Genomic DNA, 16,413 nt, shown 5'->3' with positions numbered 1-16,413 from the left:
TGATGAGACCTTGGACACGGCACTCATTGCCGGGTTCAGGCTGGCACCATTATAGGCAAAGGCCACTTGCAGGGAATGGGTAAGGCGGGGGAATTTGGGGGAAGCAACTGTCTTGTATTGCCTGTACTGGCCTCATCGCCGGCAAGCCAGCTCCCACAGGGATAGCGCATGGCTCGAGGCCGATGCGGTCGGGGTGGGAGCTGGCTTGCCGGCGAATGGGCTGCAAGGCAGCCCCGGGCCGTTACGCGGTCTTCTCTTCCAGATGAAGGTACAGGTTGTCGATCAACCGTGTGTTACCCAGGTAAGCCGCCGCAATCACCACCAGATCACGATCATCGATCATCGCGGGTCGCAGGCTTACCGCATGACGCACCTCAAGGTAATCCGGGCGGAAACCCGCGGCGGTCAACTGCGCCTTGCCTTCGGCAACCAGTGCGGCAAAGTCCCGCTGGCCATGGCGGATGGCTCCAGCGATATGCTGCAGCGTGCGGTACAGCGCAGGTGCCGTAGCACGCTGCTCCGGCGTGAGGTAGCCGTTACGCGACGACAGCGCCAGGCCGTCCTCGGCCCGCACGGTGGGCTCGCCGATGATCTGGATCGGCATGTTCAGGTCGCGCACCATGGCGCGGATCACCGCCAGCTGCTGGAAGTCCTTTTCACCGAACACGGCAAGGTCGGGCTGGACCATGTTGAACAGCTTGCTGACCACGGTGGCTACGCCTTCGAAATGACCGGGCCGGCTGGCGCCGCACAGGCCTTCGGAAAGGTGGGGTACGCTGACGCGGGTTTGCACGCTCATGCCGTCGGGGTACATCTCTTCGACGCTGGGCGCGAACAGCAGATTGCAGCCAGCCTGGAGCAGGCGCTCCTGGTCGGCGGCCAGGGTGCGCGGGTACTTGTCGAGGTCTTCGTTGGCGCCGAACTGCAGCGGGTTGACGAAGATGCTGGCGACCACGAAATCGGCGCGCTGTGCAGCCTTGGTCACCAGGGCGGCATGGCCGCTGTGCAGGTTGCCCATGGTAGGCACGAAGCCGATGCGCTTGCCTTCACCGCGGGCGCGGGCGACTGCGGCGCGCAGTTCACGGACGGTCTTGACTGTATTCATGCACTGAACCCGTGTTCGCTGCCTGGGAAGCTGACTTGCTTGACCGCCTCGACGTAAGCGACGAGGGCGCTGTGGATATCCGGCTGGCCTTGCATGAAGTTCTTCACGAACTTCGGTACGCGACCGCTCAGCGACAGGCCGAGCATGTCGTGCAGGACCAGGACCTGGCCATCGGTGCCGTTGCCAGCCCCAATGCCGATCACCGGGATGGATACGGCACTGGTGATTTCCGCCGCCAGTTCGCTGGGCACGCATTCGAGCAGCAGCATGGCTGCACCGGCCTGTTCCAGGGCGATCGCGTCGGCGCGCATCTGCCGGGCCTGGGCTTCCTGGCGGCCCTGGACCTTGTAGCCGCCCATCACGTTGACAGTCTGCGGTGTCAGGCCCATGTGCGCGCATACTGGCACGCCACGCTCGGCCAGCAGGCGGATGGTCTCGGCCAGCCAGGCAGCGCCTTCGATCTTGATCATGTGGGCGCCGGCCTGCATCAGCGTGGCGCTGTTGGCAAAGGCCAGCTCTGGTGTAGCGTGCGCCATGAACGGCAGGTCGGCAAGGATCAGCGCACCGTCGTTGCCACGTTTAACGCTGGCTGTATGGTAGGCCATGTCTGCGGTGGTCACCGGCAGTGTGCTGTCGTGGCCTTGCAGGACCATGCCCAGCGAGTCGCCCACCAGCAACACTTCGACACCGGCCTGGCTGGCAGCCTTGGCGAAGGTCGCGTCGTAGCAGGTCAGCATGGTGATTTTTTCACCCTTGGCCTTGAGGCCATTGAGGGTGGTCAGGGTTACTTCAGGCATGTAGGAAATTCCTCGTTCAGGCGCTGTAAGAAACGACTGCATTCAACGCGTGTAGTCATTTTCCGGAGCGGCACATCATCGCGCGTGATGTTCGGGCACAGGTCCGTCCGGGCCTAAATACGGGTATGCGGCACTTTGGTGCCACACGGGACGCCTATAGTCGTGAGCGAGGTGGGGGAAGTCAATCACCCTGTTACCGCATTGTTACGATCAGGGTGTTACTGGCGTTACCGCGCCAGTGTGCAAGGCTGGAACGCCCGGTTTACAGGCGTTCCAGGCCGACGAACGGGCAGTCGTCAAGCAGTTGCGCAAGGGCGCGGCCGTCGGCCAGGCGAAAATCGCCCGGTACCAGTTCCGCCAGCGGGTACAGCACAAAAGGCCGGGCATGCATGTGGTAATGCGGCACTTTCAGGCGCGGCTCATCGAGCACCTGGTCGCCGAACAGCAGGATGTCCAGGTCCAGTGTGCGCGGGCCCCAGCGTTCCTTGCGCACGCGGCCCTGATCGTTCTCGATGGCCTGCAGTGCATCGAGCAGGGCCAGCGGTGGCAGGGCGGTGTCCAGGGCGGCGACGGCGTTGGTGTAGCGCGGCTGGCCGGGCAGCAGCGAATCGCTGGTATACAGGGCCGAGGCCGCCACCAGGCGTGTGGCTTCGACCTGGTCGAGGGCCTGCAAGGCGCTGCGCAGCTGCTCGGCAGGTGCGTCCAGGTTGCTGCCCAGGCCGATATAGGCGCGGGTACTCACTCGAACGCCTCGTCGCCACTGCGCTTGCGCTTGCCACCGCTGCGCTTGCGTTTGCGCGGGCCGGCGCCGGTGCCTTCGTCACGGCTGCCCAGTTCGCGGATCATCTCGCGGCGCTCGCTGTCGTTGGCATCCTGGTAGTCGGTCCACCACTGGCCGAGGTCGTCGGTTTCTTCCCCGGCGCTTTCGCGCAGCAGCAGGAAGTCGTAGCCGGCGCGGAAGCGCGGGTTGTCCAGCAGCATGTCGGCGCGCTTGCCGCTGCGGCGTGGCAGGCGCTCCTGCATGTCCCAGATCTCGCGGATCGGCAGGGTGAAGCGCTTGGGGATGGCGATACGTGCGCATTGTTCGGCGATCAGGTCGTGGGCCGCACCGTTCATGGCCGGGATAGGCGGCACGCCCTGGTTCTGCAGGTGCAGCACGCGGGCCGGCAGGGCTGGCCACAGCAGCGCGGCGAAGAGGAAGGCCGGGGTTACCGGTTTGCCTTGCTTCACGCGCAGGTCGGTGTTGTTCAGCGCTTGGCTGATCAGCGTGTGGGTGTAGGTCGGGCGCTCGTCCAGGGCATGCGAACTGGCCGGGAAAAGCGGCTCGAACAACTGAAGGTCGACCAGCATTTCGAAGACGATGGCGCCCTGGCCGGAGAGGAACAGCTTGAGGCTCTCTTCGAACAGGCGCGCTGGCGGAATTTCGCGCAGCAGTGGGGCCAGCTCTCGAATCGGCTGGACCGTGTGTTTTTCGATGCCGAAGTCGAGCTTGGCGGCGAAGCGCACCGCGCGCAGCATGCGCACCGGGTCTTCCTGATAGCGGTGGGTAGGGTCGCCGATCAGGCGCAGCAAGCGGTTGCGGATATCGTGCACGCCGTTGGCGTAGTCGAGGATGCGCTCGCTGACCGGGTCGTAGTACAGGGCGTTGATGGTGAAGTCGCGACGTTGCGCGTCCTCTTCCAGGGTGCCGTACACGTTGTCACGCAGAATGCGGCCACTGGCATTGTGCGACGAACGGTGGCTGTCGCCCTGGTCGTCTTCCGAATGGTGGGCGCGGAAAGTTGCGACTTCGATGATTTCACGTCCGAAATGCACGTGGACCAGCTTGAAGCGGCGGCCAATGATGCGTGCGTTGCGGAACTCGGCACGGACCTGTTCAGGGGTGGCACTGGTGGCGACGTCGAAGTCTTTCGGCGTGATGCCCAGCATCAGGTCGCGGACACAGCCACCGACCAGGTAAGCCTGGTAACCGGCGCTCTGCAGGCGTTCCACGATGTTCACCGCATGGCGGCTGAATTGGTGGCGTTGCAGCGAGTGCTGGCTTTTGTTGATCACCTCAGGCGTGGTGCGCCTGTGGTGCGGGCCCGGTACGGGCGGGCGGAACGACTGGAACAGCTTCTTCAGCATGGGATGCACTGTTTGAAGGAATGTTCGGCCAAGAATAGGAGAATGGCCGCATGATGGGCGGGGATTCTAGCATTTACTCAAGGAATGGTGTAGGCGGGTAGCAGGATGCCTGCCAGAAGGGTAGAAACGACAAGGGGAGCCTAAGCTCCCCAAGAAGTCGTTGCGTGCTCTTATTGTTTTTTTGCTGGGCTTCTTGTTTTTGTTGAGTGCCCTGTCCACAAATCTCGAAGCTTGTGGACGACCCCCAATCCAGGGGTTAAGAGCAAACGGATTGCTTTGGTCGCTGATGTCACGTTGATCTGTCGATCCAACCAGTTCAGGCGCTGCTTTTTAGTGCAGTTTTTGTTGTTCTCTGCCTGGTTGTGGGGCAAGCCCCAAACACGCATCCTCTCCAAAAGAATCAGTTAGCTGCGCCTCCGCCGTCTTGTTTTTATTGTGCGTGAGCCGTTTCGTCTTGTTCTTATTCTGAGTTGCAGTGCTTGTTATTGTTCTTGTACCAGACATATAGCAGGTGCCGTGCCAACTTTTGCAAACCCAGTAAAATCAAGGGGTTGGAGGTGGCGAGCAGTTTTTCAGCGGTCGAAAATGTCGAAATTTCGTTACCGTACGCCTCGGGAACTGTTACGGCGGAAAGCTTGGGTAACAGATTTTTGCGGGGGCTGATGTGTTACCTGGGGTGTGTGCGCTGGCTTTGCTGGCCCTTTCGCGGGTGAACCCGCTCCCACAGAGACTGCGCAGGTTTCGCTAAATCTCGGTAAGCCGGCTTCTACAAGGATTGCACCACCCTTTAGGGCAGTGAGATTTCTGTGGGAGCGGGTTCACCCGCGAAGAGGCCGGAACGGCAGATAGAGAGGGATCAGGGCAGGAGGAACCTCCCGCCCAGGCAGCGTGGTTATTCGCTGGTAGCGTTGCTCTTGCGCCGCGGGATGCCCAGGCGCTGGCGGCGTTCCCACAGGCACTTGCGGCTGACCCCGAGCTTGCGGGCCAGCTCGGTCTCGGTCATGTGGTCCTGATGCTCGAGCACGAAGTGCTGGAAGTAGTCTTCCAGCGACAGGTCCTCGGTCGGCTCATGGCTGGCATTAGCCGAACTGGCCACGACCAGGGCGTTGTCGAGGATTTCGTCCTCTTCCAGGTCACCCAGCTCGATGTCGATGCCCAGCAGGTCGGCGGAAATTTCCGCACTCTCGCTGAGGATCACCGCGCGCTCAACGGCGTTTTCCAGCTCTCGCACGTTACCCGGCCAGCTGTAGTGACGAATGGCCTGCTCGGCTTCGGCCGAGAAGTGCAGGTCGTCGCGGCCGATGCGCGCGCTCTGGCGGGCGAGGAAGGCGCTGGCGATCTCGTTGACGTCGCTGCCGCGCTCGCGCAGGGCAGGCAGTTTCAGGGCGATCACGTGCAGGCGGTAATACAGGTCTTCACGGAACTGACCGGCCTTGGCCAGGTTCTTCAGGTCGCGGTGGGTCGCGGCGATCAGGCGTACATCGACCTTTTGCGACTGTACCGAACCCACCCGGCGAATCTCGCCTTCCTGCAGCACGCGCAGCAGGCGGGCCTGGGCTTCCAGCGGCAGTTCGCCGATTTCGTCGAGGAACAGGGTACCGCCATCGGCAGCCTCCACCAGGCCAGCGCGCCCGGCGCTGGCGCCGGTGAACGCGCCTTTCTCGTGGCCGAACAGCTCGGACTCGATCAGTGTCTCGGGGATGGCCGCGCAGTTCACCGAAATCATTGGTGCCTTGGCCCGACGCGACAGGTTGTGCAGGGCGCGTGCGACCAGCTCTTTGCCGGTGCCCGACTCGCCCTGGATCAACACATTGGAGTCGGTGGGCGCGACCTTGCGGATCTTGCTGTACATGTCCTGCATCGGCGGGCACGAGCCGATGATGCCGATTTCGCCATTGGCGGCCGCCGCGCTGCCTTTGTCGGCGGGGGCGGCCTTGCCATTGGTGGCGCGTGGCTCGGCCGCCGGTGCGGCAGCCGGGGCGTTCTGCCGGTCGCGCAGGATACGCGCAACCGCTTGCAGCATCTCGTCGTGGTCGAAGGGCTTGGCGATGTAGTCCACCGCGCCCATTTTCATCGAGTCTACCGCCGAGCGCAGGCTGGCGTAGCTGGTCATGATCAGCACCGGGGTGCCTTGGCCGAGCTTGATCAGTTCGGTGCCGGGTGCGCCTGGCAGGCGCAGGTCGCTGACGATCAGGTCGAAGGTGGCAATGCTGAAGCGTTCCTGGGCTTCCTGCACCGAGCCGGCTTCGCTGACCTGGTACTGGTTCCGTTCGAGCAGGCGACGCAAGGCCGAGCGGATGATGGTTTCGTCTTCGACGATCAGAATGTGCGGCATTGATTCAATTCTCTCGACGGTCTCGAATTTCAGGGGACGTCGCTACGACATGCCGGGGCAGGGTCACGCGGATCCGGGTGCCACGTTGCCGTTCGATATCGGCCGGGCTGTCGATGGTGATTTGCCCATAATGCTCTTCCACGATGGAATAGACCAGAGCAAGCCCCAGTCCGGTTCCTTCGCCCGGGTCCTTGGTGGTGAAGAAGGGTTCGAACAGGCGGTCCATGATGTTCTTCGGGATCCCGCTGCCTTCATCCTCGACGATCAGGTCGACGGTGTGCTCGCTGACTTCGCTGCGCACGCGCACGGCGCTGCCGGGCTTTGATGCGTCGCGGGCGTTGGAGAGCAGGTTGATCAGCACCTGGGCCAGGCGCTGCGGGTCCCCTTCGGCCCAGTGCTCCGGGTCGCAGAGGTTGAAGAACTGTACTTCGAAATTGCGCCGGTTCAACGCCAGCAGACCGATGGCGTCCTGCGCCACTTCGGCCAGGCATACCGGTTCTTCGCTGTTCTGGTGGCTGCCGCCGGCATGGGCGAAACTCATCAGCGACTGGACGATGCGCGATACCCGCTTGGTCTGTTCGAGAATCTGGCTGGACAGCTCGATGATTTCGCCATCGCCCTCACGCTCTTCGCGCAGGTTCTGCGCCAGGCAGGCGATGCCGGTGATCGGGTTGCCGATTTCGTGGGCCACGCCGGCGGCCAGACGGCCGATGCTGGCCAGGCGTTCGGAGTGCACCAGCTTGTCTTCCAGCGCCTGGGTTTCGGTAAGATCCTCCACCAGCAGTACCAGGCCGCTGTTGCCCGGGGCCAGCGGCTCGTCGATGGCCGCCTTGTGCAGGTTCAGCCAGCGCGGCTGGCCGTCCAGCGCCAGGCGCTGCTTGTGCAGGTGCTCGTCTGGCACGTTGATGAAGCCTTGCAGCAGGCCGCGCCAGGGTTCGCTGATGGTGACCAGGCGCGAGCCGACCACGTGCTTGGCGGCGATGCCGGTGAGCTCTTCCATGGCCTTGTTCCACATCAGGATTTCCTGGTCCTTGGCCAGCGAGCAGACGCCCATGGGCAGTTCCTGCAGGGTCTGGCGGTGGTAGCGGCGCAGGGCGTCGAGCTCGGCGGCCAGGCCGGTCAGGCGCGAGTGGTAGTCTTCCAGGCGGCTTTCGATGAAGTGGATGTCCTCGGTCACGTAGTTTTCGTTACCGGACTTGTACGGCAGGAAGGTCTCGACCATGTCCTGGGCCACGCTCGGCCCCATCAGGCCGGACAGGTTGGCCTCGATGCGGTCGCGCAGGCGGCGCAAGGCATAGGGGCGGCGCTCGTCGAACGGCAGGTAGAGATCGCGCAGGGCCTGTTCCACTTCCTTCTGTGCGGCCTTGGCGCCCAGCGGCTTGGCCAGTTGGGTGGCGAACTCCTGTGGCGAGGCGGCGTGCAGCTCGCGGCGTTGCGGGCGGCGCACATTGTCCACTGCGCAGGCTTCGGCGGCGCTTACCTCTTCGTTGCTGGCGTTGGTGAACAGCGAGATCAGGGTGAACAACAGCACGTTGGCCGCCAGCGAGGCGATGGCCGCCATGTGCCAGCTGGTGTCGTCCAGCACGTAGATCATGTCCAGCAGCGGGATGTAGAAGCCCTGCAGGTTGCCCAGCAATGGCAGCAGCATGGTCACCATCCACACCAGGGTGCCGGCCAGCAGGCCGGCGATGAAGCCACGGCGGTTGGCAGTTGGCCAGTACAGCACCGACAGCACGCCCGGCAGGAACTGCAACGTGGCCACGAAGGCGACGATGCCCAGGTTGGCCAGGCTCTGGTGGTTGTTCTGGGTGAGGTAGAACATGAAGCCCGCGGTGATGATGGCGACGATCAGCGCGCGGCGGGTCCACTTCAGCCAGCGGTAGATGTTGCCTTCGGCCGGCGGCTGGTACAGCGGCAGCACCAGGTGGTTGAGGGCCATGCCCGACAGCGCCAGGGTTGTGACGATGATAAGCCCGCTGGCGGCCGACAAGCCGCCGATGTAGGCCAGCAGCGCCAGTGCCTGGTTGTTGGCGGCAAGCCCCAGGCCCAGGGTGAAGTATTCGGGGTTGGTGGTGGCGCCCAGACGCAGGCCGGCCCACAGCACCAGCGGCACGGCCAGGCTCATCAGCAGCAGGAACAGCGGCAGGCCCCAGCTGGCGCTGACCAGCGAGCGCGGGTTGAGGTTTTCGGTGAAGGCCATGTGGTACATGTGCGGCATGACGATGGCCGAGGCGAAGAACACCAGTAGCAAGGTGCGCCATGGACCTTCCTGCAGCGGCGTATGCAGAGCGGCCAGGGCGGTCTGGTTCTGCAGCAGCCACACTTCCAGTTCGTGCGGGCCGCCGAACACGCCATAAAGGGCATACAGGCCGATACCGCCCAGGGCCAGCAGCTTGATCACCGACTCGAAGGCGATGGCGAACACCAGCCCTTCGTGCTTTTCGCGTGTGGCGATGTGCCGCGAGCCGAAGAAGATGGTGAACAGGATGATGAGCGTACAGAAGGCGAAGGCCACACGTGCCTTGACCGGCTCACCGGTAAGGATACTGATCGAGTCGGCTACCGCCTGGATCTGCAGGGCCAGCAAGGGCAGAACGCCGATGAGCATGATGATGGTGGTCAGCGCCCCGGCCCAGGTGCTGCGGAAGCGGAACGCCAGCAGGTCGGCCAGCGAGGACAGCTGGTAGGTACGGGTGATCTTCAGGATCGGATAGAGCAGCACTGGCGCCAGCAGGAACGCGCCGGACACCCCCAGGTAACAGGCAAGGAAGCCGTAGCCGTACTGGTAGGCCAGGCCCACCGAGCCATAGAAGGCCCAGGCACTGGCGTATACGCCCAGCGACAGGGTGTAGGTCAGCGGGTGGCGAATGATCGAGCGCGGGATCAACCCCCGCTCGCTGATCCAGGCCACACCGAACAGCACCATGAGGTACGCGGCGCTGATCAGGATCATCTGGGTCAGGCTAAAGCTCATCGGCATCTCGTTGGCTCTGCAGGATGAAGGTGACGACGATCAGGATCAGCCAGAGCAGGTAAGGGCGGTACCAGGCTCCGGTCGGTTCGATCCACCAGTCCATGATGGCCGGGGAGAACAGGTAGATCCCCACGACCAGAAGCAGGACCAAACGATAGATGTACATGCTGGCCTCGATGGTTGGGCGCTGCGGGCTTGGACTTATTATTGGCGCAAATGGCTGGGGGGATGCTAGCGGGAATCCATGGTGTTCGCCAAGAGGTTGAATTTATTGGGCTTTTGTTTTTGAGGGATGGGTTGCTTGTGCCGGCCTCTTCGCGGGTGAACCCGCTCCCACAGGTAATGCGCTTTCCTCAGGTGTGGTGAGGGCCCTGTGGGAGCGGGTTTACCCGCGAAAGGGCCGGGCCTGCCTCAGCGCAAATCAGCCTCTGGCACCGTGGTCCGCTGTGCAATCGCCTCGGGCCGCCACTGTTTGCGAGCTACCGCCAATACCTCCGCCGGCGTTGCCAGCAGCAACTCGGGGTCGGCTTTCTGCCCCAGCGCCCGCAACGCCCGCAGCAACAGCGGTGTCGCCTGGTCCGCCTGCAGCGGCGGCGAGCGGTACGACTTGCCCAGCTTGTGCCCGTCCGGCTGCACGATCAGCGGAATATGCAGGTAACGCGGCTGCGAGAAGCCCAGCAACTCTTGCAGGTAAAGCTGGCGCGGGGTGTTGTCGAGCAGGTCGGCGCCACGCACGATGTCGGTAACACCTTGCCAGGCATCGTCCAGTACCACCGCCAGTTGGTAGGCATACAGCCCGTCGCGGCGCTGGATGACGAAATCGCCCACTTCACGCCCCAGGTGCTGCTGGAACTCGCCCTGTACGCGGTCGGTAAAGCGGTAGATCAGCTCTGGCACGCGCAGGCGGATCGCCGCGCCATCCCTAGCATGCCCGGCATTGCGGCAAAGGCCCGGGTAGATACCGTTGTAACCCTCAAGCTGCTTGCGCGAGCAGGTGCAGGCGTAGGCCAGGCCCATGTTGAACAGGCGGTCGACCACCGCGGCATAGGCATCGTGCCGCTGGCTCTGGAACACCACTTCGCCGTCCCACTCCAGGCCGTAGCGCTCCAGGGTCTGCAGGATCGCATCGCGAGCACCGGGCATTTCCCGAGGCGGGTCGGTGTCTTCCATGCGCAGCAGCCAGCGGCCGTTCACGGCGCGGGCATCGAGCCAGGAGGCGAGGGCGGCGACCAGCGAGCCGAAGTGCAGGAAGCCGCTGGGGGTGGGGGCGAAACGTCCGATGTAGCTTGAGTGGGTCATGGTCAGGCTGGGCATATAAATGAAACGGGGCGCATGATGCGCCCCGTTCAGGTGGAAAGAAAGATCAGCCTTTGCCGACCGTCTTTTCCTTTTTCTCGGCGATTTCCTTGCAGTCGAAGCACAGGTCGGCGGTAGGGCGGGCCTCCAGGCGACGCAGGCCGATCTCGATGCCGCACGATTCGCACCAGCCGTACTCGTCGGCCTTGATCTTGTCGAGGGTCTTGTCGATTTTCTTGATCAGCTTGCGCTCGCGATCGCGGTTGCGCAGCTCCAGGGCGAATTCTTCTTCCTGGCTGGCACGGTCGGCCGGGTCTGGGAAGTTGGCTGCCTCGTCCTTCATGTGGTCCACAGTGCGGTCCACACTGGTCATCAGCTCTTGCTTCCAGGCGCCGAGAAGCTTGGTGAAGTGCTTCTTCATGGGCTCGCCCATGTACTCTTCACCTTTGGATTCTACGTAGGGCTCGACACCGTACATGGTCTGGGCTTTTTGCTTTTCTACGGTGGACATGAATAGACCGCCTCTCACTCATCTGATCCAATGCGCAGGCTGCTCCATCTCCGGCACCCGCCGGCCCTGCGACTGCGAGCCGCCGAACTTACCAGATAGATCGGGGGTGCGCTACCCCGCCCGATCCTGGTAATTGACAGCGGCCTGAGCCGCACGTTCGGTGGCGTGCAGAGGTAGAATCTCCAGTTTAGACCCAATTGAGAGAAGGTCATGGCCCACCCCTACAGTGCGCGCAGCCGCGCCATCGAACCCTTCCACGTCATGGCGCTGCTGGCCCGGGCCAACGAGCTGCAGGCGGCCGGACACGACGTGATCCACCTGGAAATCGGCGAGCCGGACTTCACCACGGCCGCGCCCATCGTTGCCGCCGGCCAGGCAGCATTGGCCGCCGGGCACACCCGCTACACCGCCGCACGCGGCCTGCCGGCACTGCGCGAAGCCATTGCTGGTTTCTACGGCCAGCGTTATGGCCTTAGCGTCGACCCTGAGCGCATCCTCATCACCCCGGGTGGTTCCGGTGCGCTGCTGCTGGCCAGCAGTCTGCTGGTCGACCCAGGCAAACATTGGCTGCTGGCCGACCCAGGCTACCCGTGCAACCGCCACTTCCTGCGCCTGGTCGAGGGCGGGGCGCAGCTTGTGCCGGTGGGTCCGGATGTGAATTACCAGCTGACTGCCGACCTTGTCGACCGCTACTGGGACAAGGACACGGTCGGAGCCCTGGTCGCCTCGCCGGCCAACCCGACCGGTACCGTGCTGGGGCGTGACGACCTGGCCAACCTGTCCCGCGCCACCCGTGAACGGCACGGCCATCTGGTGGTGGACGAGATCTATCACGGGCTGACCTATGGCATGGACGCGCCCAGCGTGCTGGAAGTGGACGACTCGGCATTCGTCCTGAATAGTTTTTCCAAGTATTTCGGCATGACCGGTTGGCGCCTCGGCTGGCTAGTGGCGCCTCCTGGCGCGGTGGCCGACCTGGAGAAGCTGGCACAGAACCTGTACATTAGTGCGCCAAGCATGGCCCAACATGCCGCGCTGGCGTGTTTCCAGCCCGAAACCCTGGCCATTTTCGAGGAGCGCCGCGCCGAGTTCGCCCGCCGCCGCGACTACCTGTTGCCCGCCCTGCGCGAACTGGGCTTTCGCATTGCCGTCGAGCCGCAGGGGGCGTTCTACTTGTATGCCGACATCAGTGCCTTTGGCGGTGATGCGTTCGCCTTCTGCCGGCACTTCCTGGAGACCGAGCACCTGGCCTTCACCCCGGGCCTGGACTTCGGCCGTCACCTGGCCGGCCACCATGTGCGCTTTGCCTACACCCAGAGCCTGCCGCGCCTGGAAGAGGCGGTGCAGCGGATTGCTCGCGGCCTGCGGAGCTGGCAAGGCTGATGCAGTTCCATCCCCCACTCGAACAGGGCCGCCTGCTGCGCCGCTACAAACGCTTTCTGGCGGATATCGAACTGCCCGGCGGCGAACAACTCACCATCCACTGCCCCAACACCGGCTCCATGCTCAACTGCATGCGTGAAGGCGGGCAGGTGTGGTTCAGCCGCTCCAACGACCCCAAGCGCAAGCTCCCGGGCACTTGGGAAATCAGCGAAACCCCGCAGGGGCGGCTGGCCTGTGTGAATACCGGGCGGGCCAATGCGCTGGTCGAAGAGGCCCTGCGTGCCGGCATCATCGCCGAACTGGCCGGTTTCAGTGCGCTAAGGCGTGAGGTAGCCTACGGCGAGGAAGGCAGCCGCATCGACTTTCGCCTGGAGTTCGACGGTGCCCCGGCCTATGTCGAAGTCAAGAGCGTGACCCTGGGCTACCCAGCCAGCACGGTCGCGGCCTTTCCTGATGCGGTGACCCAGCGCGGCGCCAAGCACCTGCGAGAGCTGGCGAAGTTGGCCAGGCAAGGCGTGCGGGCTGTGCAGCTGTATTGTGTGAACCTGACCGGTATCGACGCGGTGCGCCCGGCCGAGGAAATCGATGCGGCTTATGCTCAGGCCCTGCGCGCGGCAGTTTCAGATGGAGTGGAGGTGCTGGCCTACGGCGCACGCCTGGACTCCGAAGGCATTGTCATCGACCGCCGCCTGCCGGTGCTGCTTACCCCTTGAGCCAGATGCCCTGGCTGTCCTCGTGGCAGCTCAGGGCCTGCAGTTGCTCGCCCTCGCACGGCCCGGCCACGCATTCTCCACTTTCGATCAGAAACAGCGCGCCATGATGGGCGCAGTGAATCAGGCTGGCGCTGTCATCGAGAAACGCATCTTCTACCCAGTTCAGCGGGATGCCGCGGTGCGGGCAACGGTTGCGGTAGAGGTACACCTGGCCCTGGCGGCGTACGCCGAACAGTTCGATGCCGTCTACGCTGAAGGCGCGGCTTTGGCCTTCGGCCAGGCCGTGGGAGGTACAAAGGAAGTGCATGGCAAAGACGACTCGTGGAACAAGTGATGGCTTGACGCTTCAATGCGAATAATTATCAAATTGTCCATATTCGCTGCGCCCGGCTGCCTATGGTGCGCAGTTCCGTCGCTCGCCACAAGGCGCGCGGCTCGCCTGCAGAAGGAACCCGATGATGCGCCGTCCTGTCGCCTTGCTCGCTCTGTGCGCGAGCGTTGTGCTGTCCACCCAGGCCCTGGCGGCCGAGCTGCCGCAGCGTTGGGTCAGCGCTGGTGGCGCACTGAGCGAATGGATCAGCGCACTTGGCGGTGAAGCGCGCTTGGTGGGTGTGGACACCACCAGCCAGCACCCGCAATCGCTGAAGTCACTGCCTAGCGTCGGCTACCAGCGGCAGTTGTCTGCGGAAGGCATTCTCAGCCTGCGCCCGGATGTGCTGGTGGGCACCGAAGAAATGGGGCCGCCACCGGTACTGGCGCAAATCCGCAAGGCTGGCGTGCGGGTCGAACTGTTCTCCAGCAAAGCCGAGGTGGCGGCGGTGGATGAAAACCTCAAGCATCTGGGGCAATTGCTGGGCGCAGAAGAGCAGGCCGCGGTCTTGGCGTCGGGTTACCACCAGCAGCTCGATGCCTTGCAGGCCAGGGTCAGGCAGGCCCAGGCCGGGCAGAAGGCGCCAGGAGTGTTGCTGCTGGTCGGGCATGCGGGTGCCAAGCCGCTGATCGCCGGGCAGGGTACCGCTGGCGACTGGCTGCTGAGCCAGGCAGGCGGGCGCAACTTGGCAGAACATCAGGGCTACAAGAATTTCTCCAGCGAAGCACTGGCTGCGCTGGACCCGGATGTGATCGTGTTTTCCGACCGGGCGCTGGCCGATGACCAAGCCTTGAAGGCGTTGCTGAAAGAAAACCCCGCGCTGGCGACCTCGCGCGCCGTGCGAGAGAAACGCCTGGTATCGCTTGACCCGACACTATTGGTCGGCGGGCTCGGGCCACGCCTGCCGGCAACACTTCAGTTGCTTGCGGCTACCTTCTATCCGGCCGCCAAGATCAGCCTCTACCAATGAAACAACGGGTCCAGCCACGCACACTGTTCGTTTGCCTGGGCCTGTTGTGCCTGTTGGCGGTGTGGTTGTCTTTGGCCTTGGGGCCGGTCAGCCTGCCGTTGTTCGATACCCTGCGTGCCGGCTTGCGCTTGCTGGGGTTACCCATTGCCGCTGACGGCCTGCAGCAGGCCGAGATGATCCTCGGCCAGATCCGCCTGCCGCGCACCTTGCTGGGATTGGCGGTGGGCGCGGTGCTGGCGCTGTCTGGTGTGGCCATGCAGGGGCTGTTCCGTAACCCTCTGGCCGACCCCGGGCTGGTAGGGGTTGCCGCCGGAGCAGCGGTGGGCGCGGCGGTGGCCATCGTTGGCGGCAGTTGGCTGGGCGGCATGCCGGATGTGCTTGCCCCCTACCTGTTGTCGCTGTGCGCTTTCATCGGCGGGCTGGGCGTGACTGCGCTGGTTTATCGTCTGGGGCGACGCGACGGCCAGACCAACGTCGCCACGATGCTGCTGGCCGGTGTGGCCATGACCGCGCTGGGCGGTGCTGCCGTGGGGTTGTTCTCCTACCTGGCCGACGACGCCACGCTGCGCACGCTGACCTTCTGGAACTTGGGCAGCCTCAATGGTGCCAGTTACCAGCGGCTGTGGCCTTTGCTGCTGGTGGCTGCGGGCGTGGCAGTGTGGCTGCCACGTCGGGCCAAGGCGTTGAATGCCATGCTGCTTGGTGAATCGGAGGCGCGTCACCTGGGCATTGACGTGGAGCGGCTCAAGCGCGAGCTGGTGTTCTGCACGGCGCTGGGCGTGGGTGCGGCGGTGGCGGCAGCAGGGCTGATCGGTTTCATCGGCCTGGTGGTGCCGCACCTGGTGCGCCTGCTGGCCGGGCCTGATCACCGTGTGGTGCTGCCAGCTTCCTTGTTGGCTGGCGGTGCGCTGATGCTGTTCGCCGATTTGGCGGCGCGGCTGCTGCTGGCGCCTGCCGAGCTGCCGATCGGCATCGTCACGGCCTTTATCGGCGCACCGTTCTTCCTGTTCCTGCTGATACGAGGGCGCAGTTGATGTTGCAAGCCGAGGGGCTGTACTTGCGGCGGGGCAGCAACGAAGTGCTGCATGACATTCATCTGCAGCTGAGCCAGGGGCAGGTGGTGGGTGTGCTCGGCCCCAACGGTGCCGGCAAGAGCAGCCTGCTAGGAGTACTGTGTGGTGAGCTGGCGCCCAATCACGGGCGGGTGACGCTACAGGGCAGGCCACTGGCGGACTGGGCAGGGCAGGAGCGAGCCAGGCGCCTGGCGGTGTTGCCGCAGGTGTCCAGCCTGGGGTTCTCGTTCCGGGTCGAGGAAGTGGTGGGCATGGGGCGCATGCCCCATGGCACCGGGCAGCGGCGCGATGCTGAAATCGTCGAAGCGGCCTTGCGGGCAGCGGATGCCTGGCACCTGGTGGAGCGCAGTTACCTGGCGTTGTCTGGCGGCGAGCGGCAAAGAGTGCACCTGGCTCGGGTGCTGGCGCAGCTGTGGCCGGGCGAGGCGGGTTCAACGCTGCTGCTGGACGAGCCAACCTCGATGCTCGACCCGTTGCACCAGCACACCACCCTCGAAGCCGTGCGCCGCTTTGCCGACCGTGGCGCCGCGGTGCTGGTGATCCTGCATGACCTGAACCTGGCGGCGCGCTACTGTGATCGTATCCTGCTGCTGGAGCAGGGGCGCTGCCATGCCTTTGCCGCACCCGAAGCAGTGCTGACGCCGGCGGCGTTGAAGGCGGTATACGGGATCGACGTACTGGTACAGGCGCACCCGGAGCGTGGGCATCCGCTGATCATCACCCGCTAACGCTGGCGCGGTCCTACAAGGGCTCGTGCAG

At 64.2% G+C, this 16,413-nt stretch carries 15 protein-coding genes; 5 read left to right on the top strand and 10 right to left on the bottom strand.

The features are described 5' to 3' along the window. Window positions 1–241: 241 nt before the first annotated feature. From panC to dksA, 9 genes are all read right to left on the bottom strand, one after another. Window positions 242–1,105, bottom strand: a complete 864-nt coding sequence (panC, locus tag QN085_RS22215) for a pantoate--beta-alanine ligase (protein ID WP_013974275.1) — start codon at window positions 1,103–1,105, stop codon at window positions 242–244. Further along, complete coding sequence (gene panB / locus QN085_RS22210) at window positions 1,102–1,902, bottom strand: 3-methyl-2-oxobutanoate hydroxymethyltransferase (protein ID WP_023661348.1); 801 nt, start codon at window positions 1,900–1,902, stop codon at window positions 1,102–1,104. The genes panC and panB overlap by 4 nt, the downstream gene beginning before the upstream one ends. A 262-nt stretch (window positions 1,903–2,164) precedes the next feature. Continuing rightward, complete coding sequence (gene folK / locus QN085_RS22205; RefSeq protein ID WP_013974273.1) at window positions 2,165–2,644, bottom strand: 2-amino-4-hydroxy-6-hydroxymethyldihydropteridine diphosphokinase; 480 nt, start codon at window positions 2,642–2,644, stop codon at window positions 2,165–2,167. Further along, window positions 2,641–4,029, bottom strand: a complete 1,389-nt coding sequence (locus tag QN085_RS22200; RefSeq protein ID WP_015271847.1) for a polynucleotide adenylyltransferase PcnB — start codon at window positions 4,027–4,029, stop codon at window positions 2,641–2,643. The genes folK and QN085_RS22200 overlap by 4 nt, the downstream gene beginning before the upstream one ends. 892 nt (window positions 4,030–4,921) lie before the next feature. Continuing rightward, the gene (locus QN085_RS22195) at window positions 4,922–6,364 is read right to left on the bottom strand and encodes a sigma-54-dependent transcriptional regulator (protein WP_013974271.1); all 1,443 of its coding nucleotides are present in this window, start codon (window positions 6,362–6,364) and stop codon (window positions 4,922–4,924) included. Between the two features lie 4 nt (window positions 6,365–6,368). Then, window positions 6,369–9,344: a sensor histidine kinase gene (locus tag QN085_RS22190; protein WP_023661523.1), complete on the bottom strand. Its 2,976-nt coding sequence runs from the start codon at window positions 9,342–9,344 to the stop codon at window positions 6,369–6,371. Then, a complete protein-coding gene (locus QN085_RS22185; protein WP_003250005.1) occupies window positions 9,328–9,504 on the bottom strand; it encodes a hypothetical protein in 177 nt (58 codons plus the stop codon). The genes QN085_RS22190 and QN085_RS22185 overlap by 17 nt, the downstream gene beginning before the upstream one ends. Window positions 9,505–9,749: 245 nt before the next feature. Then, complete coding sequence (gene gluQRS, locus QN085_RS22180; protein WP_024087757.1) at window positions 9,750–10,637, bottom strand: tRNA glutamyl-Q(34) synthetase GluQRS; 888 nt, start codon at window positions 10,635–10,637, stop codon at window positions 9,750–9,752. 64 nt (window positions 10,638–10,701) lie between these two features. Beyond that, entirely contained in the window at window positions 10,702–11,145 is a 444-nt protein-coding gene (dksA, locus tag QN085_RS22175; RefSeq protein ID WP_003259209.1) for an RNA polymerase-binding protein DksA, read from the bottom strand. A gap of 210 nt (window positions 11,146–11,355) precedes the next feature. Between dksA and QN085_RS22170 the strand changes: the two genes are divergently transcribed. Beyond that, a complete protein-coding gene (locus tag QN085_RS22170; RefSeq protein WP_013974267.1) occupies window positions 11,356–12,528 on the top strand; it encodes a pyridoxal phosphate-dependent aminotransferase in 1,173 nt (390 codons plus the stop codon). Continuing rightward, complete coding sequence (gene sfsA, locus QN085_RS22165) at window positions 12,528–13,241, top strand: DNA/RNA nuclease SfsA (RefSeq protein WP_013974266.1); 714 nt, start codon at window positions 12,528–12,530, stop codon at window positions 13,239–13,241. The genes QN085_RS22170 and sfsA overlap by 1 nt, the downstream gene beginning before the upstream one ends. On the opposite strand, the gene QN085_RS22160 is transcribed toward sfsA, so the two are convergent. Next, window positions 13,231–13,548: a Rieske (2Fe-2S) protein gene (locus QN085_RS22160; protein WP_013974265.1), complete on the bottom strand. Its 318-nt coding sequence runs from the start codon at window positions 13,546–13,548 to the stop codon at window positions 13,231–13,233. The two genes, sfsA and QN085_RS22160, sit on opposite strands and share 11 nt — an antisense overlap. A gap of 148 nt (window positions 13,549–13,696) precedes the next feature. On the opposite strand from QN085_RS22160, the gene QN085_RS22155 reads away from it, so the two are divergent. From QN085_RS22155 to QN085_RS22145, 3 genes are read left to right on the top strand one after another with little or no spacing between them, the layout of a single operon-like run. Further along, window positions 13,697–14,581 carry a heme/hemin ABC transporter substrate-binding protein gene (locus QN085_RS22155; protein ID WP_038410153.1) on the top strand — a complete coding sequence of 295 codons (885 nt, stop codon included), beginning with the start codon at window positions 13,697–13,699 and terminating at the stop codon, window positions 14,579–14,581. A 50-nt stretch (window positions 14,582–14,631) separates the two neighbouring features. Continuing rightward, entirely contained in the window at window positions 14,632–15,615 is a 984-nt protein-coding gene (locus QN085_RS22150) for a FecCD family ABC transporter permease (RefSeq protein WP_162097118.1), read from the top strand. Next, window positions 15,615–16,382: a heme ABC transporter ATP-binding protein gene (locus QN085_RS22145; protein WP_013974262.1), complete on the top strand. Its 768-nt coding sequence runs from the start codon at window positions 15,615–15,617 to the stop codon at window positions 16,380–16,382. Before QN085_RS22150 ends, QN085_RS22145 begins: the two co-directional genes overlap by 1 nt. Window positions 16,383–16,413 lie beyond the last annotated feature (31 nt).

Source organism: Pseudomonas sp. M2(2023) (assembly GCF_030263955.1).
Classification (GTDB): Bacteria; Pseudomonadota; Gammaproteobacteria; order Pseudomonadales; family Pseudomonadaceae; genus Aquipseudomonas; species Aquipseudomonas asiatica.
The sequence above is the reverse complement of the archived record's forward strand: the minus strand, read 5'-3'. Positions and strand labels throughout refer to the sequence as shown.